We start from the raw sequence: 8,278 nt of genomic DNA, 5'->3' as shown, positions 1-8,278 counted from the left end.
TGTCGTTTTGGGGATCACCACCCTCCCCCTTCCCGCCCCGTCTGTTCGGAACCGCTCCATTTTTTCATCTCCCCACGGCCACAGGCTCACTCTGTGAGCCTGTGCGGTCGGTATGCTCTGGAATCCTGGACCAGGACACATGGAGATGCCTGATGAACGACCGTGATGCCTCGACCCCGACGGACGTGACCCTGGAGACATTGCGACACCGGCGCTGACCCAGGATGAGCGGGTATTGCGGGTGGCGGTTGCGGCACGGCTGTTGGCGACGCTGCCGGAGCGGCGTGATCCGTGGTCGGACGCGGGTGACGCGGCGGAACTCGACCCTGAACCGGATGCACTGACCCTGTGGCCACGCCGGCTGTTCGAGATTGATTGGGCTGAGCCGGGCAGTCTGTTCATCGACACCGAGACCGATGACGTGACCCATCTGCCGGGCTTTGAGGTGGTGGGCGTAGCGGTGGTGGCGGATGCGGTGGATCGCTTGGGCTGCGGGACCTTGGCGCTGGGCTGGTTTCCAGCATCCGGGCCCATTGGGGTAGGCGTGCGTCAGGTGGCGCTGGAGTGGTGGGGTCCGCTGGCGGGGCGTGGTGCGACGCGCTGGCAGCAGCTCCTCTCAGTGTTTAACCTGTTGGTTTCCCAGTACCAATGCGCTTTCAGAACGACGACAGAAAACAACATCGCCTACACTGAGTCGCAGTGGCTGATGCTGTGAGCCACCGACTGACCTGGAGTGGCCGAATGAGCTTGCGGTCCGCTGCCGAGTGGTGGCGCTGCCTGCAATCGGATCGAATCCGCAGCGCGGCCATACTGCTGATGATGGTTCTGACAAGGACTCGACATGGATGATCTCTCGCCTTCGGATCTGAAGACAATCCTGCACTCCAAACGGGCAAACCTGTACTACCTGGAACACTGCCGGGTGCTCGTCAATGGTGGCCGCGTCGAGTACGTCACCGACGAAGGCAAGCGCTCTCTGTACTGGAATATCCCGATCGCCAATACGACCTGCGTGCTGCTGGGGACAGGGACCTCGGTCACACAGGCGGCGATGCGTGAGCTCGCTCAAGCGGGTGTCATGGTCGGCTTCTGTGGTGGTGGCGGGACGCCCCTGTTCAGTGGCATCGAGCGCGATACGGATATCGTTTGGTTCTCACCGCAAAGTGAATACCGCCCCACCGAGTACCTTCAGGCTTGGGTCGGATTCTGGTTCGATGACTCGCGTCGTCTGGCAGCGGCCAAAACGATTCAACGCTTGCGCCTCGGTTGGATTCACGAACACTGGTTGAAAACGCGCGCCCTGAGCGAGCGCGGCTTTGCCGTCGATTCAGGCCGTCTGGATCAGCTACTGCAAGGATCCCTCGAAGGCGTCGCTGCAGCGCCGGATGTCACCGCCCTGCTGACGGAAGAAGCGCGCTTGACCAAGCAGCTCTTCAAGTTGGCTGTTCAGGCGGTTGGTTACGGTGATTTCGTGCGCGCCAAGCGAGGTACGGGGAGCGATCCCGCCAACCGTTTCCTCGATCACGGAAATTACCTGGCCTATGGCCTCGCGGCCACCGCCACCTGGGTGCTCGGTCTGCCGCACGGGTTGGCGGTCCTTCATGGCAAGACCCGACGCGGCGGTCTGGTGTTCGACGCAGCCGACCTGATTAAGGATGCACTCATCCTTCCGCAGGCGTTCCTGTCCGCCATGCAGGGGGACGATGAGCAGGCCTTCCGTAAGTCGTGTATCGACGCCCTCACGCGTGCCGAGGCGCTGGATTTCATGATCGATTCGCTCAAAGCGATCGCTCATGACCTCGGCGGCGCAACGGCATGAATGTTCTGCTGATCTCCCAATGCACCAAGAATGCGCTGCCCGAAACCCGCCGCATTCTCGATCAGTTCGCCGAGCGGCGCGGCGACCGGACCTGGCAGACGCCCATCACCCAGCTGGGTTTGGACACCCTCCATCGCCTGCTGCGCAAGACCGCGCGCAAGAACACGGCGGTCGCGTGCCACTGGATTCGTGGCAAGGATCACAGCGAACTACTCTGGGTGGTTGGCGATCTGCGCCGCTTCAATGCGGATGGTGGCACCCCGACCAACACGACCGAGCGGAATATCCTTCGCGGCGAGGATGAAAACGACTGGCATACCGGCGAGCTGATTCGCCTGCTGGTCGACTTGGCTGGACTGCTGCACGACCTCGGCAAAGCGATCGATGCTTTTCAATCAAGGCTGGAGGGTCGGTTGGTCGGGCGTAACCGAATCCGGCATGAGTGGGTGTCGGCGCGCCTGTTCGAGGCTTTTGTTGGCGATGACGATGACGCCGCGTGGCTGGCCCGATTGGCCTCGCCGACCGAGGCCGACAACGATCGCTGGCTGCAGCAGTTGCGCAAGGATGGCTTGGACGGCGCGTTCGATTCGCCGTTCAAGACGCTGAGTCGAGCGCCGCTCGCGCAGGCCCTGGCCTGGCTCGTCGTGACACACCACCGCCTCCCTGAACTGCCGCGGGAGGCGGTCTTCCAGATGTCGTCGCTGCCCGGTCTCTTGACGCAGCTCCAGCCCGCTTGGAACGAGCGCGCTTTTGAAGCATCGGACCGCGAGGCGTTGCGTCCGTACTGGCACTTTTCGCACGGTCTGCCTGTCACCACCGATGCCTGGCGTCAACGCGCGAGTCGGATGGCGCGCCGCTTGTTGCCTTTCGCCTCGTCTTCGGGTGTGGGATCCGCATCCGATTCGGTTCTGAACAACCCCTTTGTGATGCACCTCGCTCGGTTGAGCCTGATGCTCGCGGACCGCCACTACTCCCGCCTCGAGGGCGCGCACCCGGAACGGATCAAGGTGACGCCAGGCAATCCGCTGTTGGCTAATACATGTGGCAAGGGGGGGGGGACCCAATCAGTCATTAGACGAGCACCTGCTCGGCGTGGCCCGAAACGGCGCTCAGATCGCCCGCTTCCTGCCTCGCTTCGAACACCACCTGCCGCGTCTTGGTCGGCACAAACGTCTTAAGCAGCGTGCACGGGACGAACGCTTTCGATGGCAAGACAAGTCGTTCGATCTGGCTGGCGGGATGCGCGAGCGCTCACGCGAGCATGGCGCATTCATCATTAACATGGCTTCCACGGGTTGCGGCAAGACGCTCGGCAACGCCCGCATCATGTACGCGCTGGCCGATCCCGCCCAGGGCATGCGTTGCGCCTTCGCGCTGGGTTTGCGCACCTTGACGCTGCAAACCGGAAAGGCCTTCTGTGACATGCTGGGACTGGGCGATGATGACCTCGCCATCCGGGTGGGGGGCTCGGCCAGCCGGGCACTCTTCGAGCACTATGAAGCCCAGGCCGAGGCAACCGGCTCCGCCTCGCGGCAGGCGCTGTTGGACGAAACCACCCATGTCCTTTACGAGGGCCAAACCGACCAGCATCCAATGCTGCGACGCGCCTTGGCCGATCCTAACGTCAGCAGATTTCTGGTCGCACCGCTGCTCGTCTGCACCATCGACCACCTGACGCCAGCCACCGAGAGCCAACGCGGCGGTCGGCAGATTGCGCCGATGCTGCGTTTGATGAGCGGCGATCTTGTTCTGGACGAGCCCGACGACTTCGATCTGGCCGACCTACCCGCACTGACTCGCCTGGTGCATTGGGCTGGGCTGCTCGGTGCGCGCGTGCTGCTCTCTTCGGCCACCCTACCGCCCGCACTGGTGCAGGGGCTGTTCGAGGCGTACCGCAACGGCCGCCAACACTTTCAGCGCAACCGTGCCGCGCGTCCTTCCGGTGCCGAAAGGCCGCCTGCGATCTGCTGCGCTTGGGTGGACGAGTTTCACCAGCAAGCTCAGGACTGTCCGGACGCTGCCAGCTTTACGCAGACCCACGAGCAATTTGCGAGTCGTCGCCACGGCGAACTTGCGCGTTTGGCCGCTGAGCCACGCCGCCGCGCGGCCGTGCTGCCTGTTCAGGGGTTACAGGGCATCCGTCCCATACCGTTGCTGGCCCAAGCCTTCGCGCCCCAAGTGTTGTCTGCTGCAGTGAACCTGCATCGCGCCCATCACAGCGTGGATCCGCAAACCCGGAAGCGCGTTAGCTTTGGCTTGGTGCGCATGGCCAACATCGAACCCTTGTTCGAGGTGGCCTTGGCGCTGTTCCAGCAGACCGCGCCCGACGGCATGCGCCTTCACCTATGCGTCTATCATTCACGCCATCCGTTGCTGGTGCGTTCGGCCATTGAGGCGCAACTTGATCAGGCGTTGCAGCGCCACGTCCCCGACGCGGTGTTTTCGCTGCCGGACATTCGTCATCGACTGGACGCGTCGCCCGAGATCGACCATCTGTTCATCGTGCTTGGATCGCCCGTCACCGAGGTCGGTCGCGATCACGATTACGACTGGGCGGTGGTGGAGCCGTCGTCGATGCGTTCGCTGATCCAACTGGCCGGACGGGTGCATCGTCATCGAACTGATCCTGTGGCCTCGACCAATATCCTGGTCTTTAGCCACAACCTGAGACACTTCCGCCAGCCAGTCCAGGCCGCGTTCTGTAAACCTGGCTTTGAAACGGACGATGGCGCGTTTCATCTGTCGTCGCATGATCTGCGCGCGTTGATGGCCGCCGAGGAGATCGCGGTCATCGACGCCCGCCCACGTATCGTCTCCCCAGCGCCATCCGTCCTCTGCCCGCGCGAGCGTTTGGTCGATCTGGAGCATGCGCGGATGCTCGACACGATGCTGCCCCAGCAACAGGCCGCCGTCTCGAAACCCCTAGGTAGCCGCGCCCGTGCCACGGCGGCGACGGCGGTCCCCAAGCCCACGCTGAACGCCAGCACCTGGTGGCGGCAAGTCCCACGGGACGCCCTGCTGACGGCCGTGCTGCAACAAGAACAGCCGTTCCGCAAGGAGCCCTTTCCACGCGATATCACTCTGGCCTTGCTGCCGGATGAGGATGGCGAAAACGCCTTGCTACATCAGGTCATGGAAGGAGATCGGCGAGGAGAGAATCTGTATGTCCCGGTGGACCGATCACAGTGCGAGCACCTACCCGACACAGTGATACAGGGTGATCGCATCGAGCCGTGGGGGATCACCGACTACCTGGCCGCGCTGTCGGCCCTGGCATCGGAATTGGATGTGCCGCTTGCCACCTGCGCGGAGCGGTTTGGCACGGCGACTGTGCCGCCCAATGACAACGGCTGGCGCTATCATCCGGTCTTAGGATTGGCGAAAAAGAGGTGAGCGCAATGAATGCGATCCGTCAGGTCTTTAACGATGCCGCCGCGCAACTACGCATCGACCGCCCCCCCGAGTTCCAGCATCGCCGCGTCGAAGTCATCATCCTGCCACTCGACGAGCCTGCCGCGCCGCGCCGTGACACGAACGGTCCGCGCTATCGAACGCTTCAGGTCGATGAGCGGGTGATCCTCAACCGTAATGCACTGCATGAGCGGTGAACCCTGTGTCGATACCAACATCTGGGTCTACGCGCATCTGGGTCTACGCGCATCTGGAGACGCCCCAGGATCCAAAAGGCGACTTGGCGCGGACCCTAGTTGAGTCTGACCATCGGTTTGTGGTGAGCACCCAGGTATTGAACGAATACTACGCGGCCATGCTGAGGAACCGGATCCTGGATTTTGCGATCCAGAGCAATCTGGATGACATGATCCAGCACTGCGATGTGGTCCTGCTCTCGGTGCCGGGCATTCCCCAGGCACATGCCATCAAGAACCGCTATGGCTTCTCGCTATGGGATTCACTGGTCGTCAGTAGCGCCCTAGATGCGGGATATCCCGTGCTGTATTCCGAGGATCTTCAGCACGACCAGCAGATCGAGGGGCGTTTGATCGTACGCAACCCGTTTCGAGAGACTCGGTGATGGATCGGGCGACCTGCCTGTTCGATCTTGGTTAGCGTCAATTCTTCAATCCAATGTTAAGGAGGACAGCATGTTACCGTCTGATCCGCAACGATCATTCACCATCCGCGCCGCGCTTCATGACCATCTCGTGAGGCGATTAAATGAGGCGCTGGCCAAGATCCATGGCACTGATACCAAGGCCGTTAGCGATCGCAGGAAGCAGCAAGAATTTTACCAATTGCAACCGCTCCTAAACAGCGGAGCTGACTGCGTCAGCCAGATTCAAATGGCGACCCACATCGTCAAGGGCATTCACCCAGACCCCAAAGTCAAGGAAGCGACCAATCTCCTTGTTGATCCATCGAATCTACCTGATCTACCGCTGGTCGGCTCTCACGTCTTAAGCGCTCACATCGATATCGATGCGACGGGCAATGGTGCATTCAACAAGAAGATCCACGAGGTTTTCCTGTTGTTGCAGACCAAATTCGAAGACGAATGCATCTTGAATCTGTTGAAAAGAGGCGATAGCGATGCGATTGCCGCGCTCGGCGGCAGCCCTGAGGAAGCGACGTCGATTGCCGACAGGTTAACGGAAATGGATGCCGCCCGCTGCATGGGACTCGCATCCCACACCCAAGCCAAGCAGATTTACTGGCCTGTGGGGGCCGACCCGCACGACAACTCGGGCTATCACCTCCTGGCACCGCTGTATCCCACCTCGCTGGTGCATCGCGTCTACCAGACCCTGCAAGAGGACCGCTTCAGTGAGGCAGCCAAGGCTGCGCGTAAGGCCCGCAAAGCAGGCGAGTGGCATGAGCGGCCAGTGCGCGAATATCCGAACCTCGCGGTGCAGAAACTGGGTGGCGGCAAGCCAAGGAATATAAGTCAACTCAACCACATTCGGGACGGAAACAACTATCTGCTGGCGTCGCTGCCGCCGGTATGGCAGTCGCTGACGGTGAAACCGCTGTTCGGTGTGGAATCGCTGTTCGACGTCTATCGCTGGCGGCGCGAAGTTCGTACCCTCGCACGCGAACTGCGCCGGTTTCTGGAAGGAAACCCAGCCAGCAATCTGAAGACCCGCCAACGTCTGGACGAGCTGGTGAATGCGCTGCTCGACGAGCTGATTCAGTTCACCGCCGAGGTTCGGACGCTCGATGCCGGCTGGAGTAGAGATCCCCAATGCAGCTTGCCGCCGTCGCACGGCGCTTGGTTGGATCCGGATGCAGCAGACGTCCGCCCGGACGACGTCATCGAACGCCTGTCTAGTGACTTCGCTCATTGGCTGAATGCCCAATTACGCGAGCCGCTGCCGATGGGGGATCCAGAGTATCTGTACTGGTTCAAACTGGCCCGCGAGCAGATCAAGGACTACGAAGGGGAGGTTCTGCATGAGCAGTGAAGCCAACGTGCCTAAGCATCGGGCCGTCTTGGTCCTGCCGCACATCCATGTACAGAACGCGAACGCAATCTCCAGCCCCATGACGTGGGGTTTCCCGGCGATCACGGCGTTCACCGGCGTGATGACGGCATTGGAACGTCGTTTGGGGCGCGATGCCGGTATCGCCTTGTACGGTGTTGGTGTGGTCTGCCATGGCTTTGAAGCCCAAGTGACGACTACGGGCTATACGCGCGCTTTTCACCTCACTCGCAACCCGGTGCTGTCCAATGGCAGTAATGCCGCCATCGTGGAAGAAGGACGCGCGCATCTTGATGTGACGCTAGTGTTCGATGTGCGACTCGCCGATACGTGCCGGGGCGATGCAGAACGTCTCGCCCTAGCTGAACGCGTGGCGCACGAACTGGCTGGCATGCGATTGGCCGGCGGTAGCGTGATGCCTGCACTGTCCGGATCTGTCCGCCGGTCGAGCCGCCCCGTGCTTGAACTGGTTCCCGACGATGACAGCCAGGTCGAGAAACGGCGCAAGCAGTTCCGCCTCTTGGCGCGACGCTGGCTACCGGGCTTTGCTTTGGTGTCGCGTGATGACTTACTACAGACACGGCTGGCCGAACTGCGCGCCAATCACCCAGCGGCCAGCGCCTTGGATGCTTGGCTGGATCTGTCGCGCTGGAATACCCGTGCCGTTGAGCGGCCCGCGAAGCAAGACAACGACCAGCCGCCCACCGTGGAATGGATCACCGATCCCCGCCCCGGCTGGGTCGTACCGATTCCAGTGGGATTTGCCGCACTATCCGACCTGCATCCGCCCGGCACCGTCAGAGGTGCAAGAGATGCGAGCACACCGTTTCGTTTTGTCGAGACGGTGTGGTCGATGGGGCAGTGGATCAGTCCGCATCGCATCAAGAGTCTGGACGATCTGGTCTGGGTAACTGACCACGACCCCGAGCACCCCAGCGAGCACGCGCTTTACCGTTGCCGCAACGCCTACAGTCCGCCGGCGCCCGTGCTGGCCGATCTGACGAACGATATCCAACTCTAA

General features: G+C 61.8%; 8 protein-coding genes. All 8 read left to right on the top strand.

Annotation, left to right across the window (positions count from 1 at the left end):
• Positions 1-235 precede the first annotated feature (235 nt).
• The 8 genes from CKO25_RS18955 to csy2 all read left to right on the top strand — a co-directional run bounded on the left by CKO25_RS18955 (position 236) and on the right by csy2 (position 8,278).
• Positions 236-715, top strand: a complete 480-nt coding sequence (locus CKO25_RS18955; RefSeq protein ID WP_200389520.1) for a hypothetical protein — start codon at positions 236-238, stop codon at positions 713-715.
• Positions 716-841: 126 nt separating this feature from the next.
• Positions 842-1,819, top strand: a complete 978-nt coding sequence (gene cas1f / locus CKO25_RS18950) for a type I-F CRISPR-associated endonuclease Cas1f (RefSeq protein WP_200389519.1) — start codon at positions 842-844, stop codon at positions 1,817-1,819.
• Positions 1,816-2,997, top strand: a complete 1,182-nt coding sequence (locus CKO25_RS21380; RefSeq protein ID WP_242467749.1) for an HD domain-containing protein — start codon at positions 1,816-1,818, stop codon at positions 2,995-2,997. The genes cas1f and CKO25_RS21380 overlap by 4 nt, the downstream gene beginning before the upstream one ends.
• Complete coding sequence (gene cas3f, locus CKO25_RS18945; RefSeq protein ID WP_338115181.1) at positions 2,912-5,212, top strand: type I-F CRISPR-associated helicase Cas3f; 2,301 nt, start codon at positions 2,912-2,914, stop codon at positions 5,210-5,212. The genes CKO25_RS21380 and cas3f overlap by 86 nt, the downstream gene beginning before the upstream one ends.
• Before the next feature lie 5 nt (positions 5,213-5,217).
• The gene (locus CKO25_RS18940) at positions 5,218-5,427 is read left to right on the top strand and encodes a hypothetical protein (RefSeq protein WP_200389518.1); all 210 of its coding nucleotides are present in this window, start codon (positions 5,218-5,220) and stop codon (positions 5,425-5,427) included.
• 5 nt (positions 5,428-5,432) lie between these two features.
• Positions 5,433-5,852, top strand: coding sequence for a PIN domain-containing protein (locus tag CKO25_RS18935; protein WP_200389517.1), 420 nt, complete (start codon positions 5,433-5,435; stop codon positions 5,850-5,852).
• Between the two features lie 70 nt (positions 5,853-5,922).
• Positions 5,923-7,239 carry a type I-F CRISPR-associated protein Csy1 gene (gene csy1, locus CKO25_RS18930; protein ID WP_200389516.1) on the top strand — a complete coding sequence of 439 codons (1,317 nt, stop codon included), beginning with the start codon at positions 5,923-5,925 and terminating at the stop codon, positions 7,237-7,239.
• The gene (gene csy2 / locus CKO25_RS18925) at positions 7,229-8,278 is read left to right on the top strand and encodes a type I-F CRISPR-associated protein Csy2 (protein ID WP_200389515.1); all 1,050 of its coding nucleotides are present in this window, start codon (positions 7,229-7,231) and stop codon (positions 8,276-8,278) included. The genes csy1 and csy2 overlap by 11 nt, the downstream gene beginning before the upstream one ends.

Origin of the sequence: Thiocapsa imhoffii (assembly GCF_016583985.1) — a bacterium.
GTDB classification, from domain to species: domain Bacteria; phylum Pseudomonadota; class Gammaproteobacteria; order Chromatiales; family Chromatiaceae; genus Thiocapsa; species Thiocapsa imhoffii.
This window is presented reverse-complemented; position numbering and strand designations above follow the sequence as displayed.

Excerpts from the sequence above, each read along its gene's own strand:
- cas1f (WP_200389519.1), top strand. The coding sequence starts at position 842 with ATGGATGATCTCTCGCCTTCGGATCTGAAGACAATCCTGCACTCCAAA.
- CKO25_RS21380 (WP_242467749.1), top strand. The coding sequence starts at position 1,816 with ATGAATGTTCTGCTGATCTCCCAATGCACCAAGAATGCGCTGCCCGAA.
- CKO25_RS18940 (WP_200389518.1), top strand. The coding sequence starts at position 5,218 with ATGAATGCGATCCGTCAGGTCTTTAACGATGCCGCCGCGCAACTACGC.
- csy1 (WP_200389516.1), top strand. The coding sequence starts at position 5,923 with ATGTTACCGTCTGATCCGCAACGATCATTCACCATCCGCGCCGCGCTT.
- csy2 (WP_200389515.1), top strand. The coding sequence starts at position 7,229 with ATGAGCAGTGAAGCCAACGTGCCTAAGCATCGGGCCGTCTTGGTCCTG.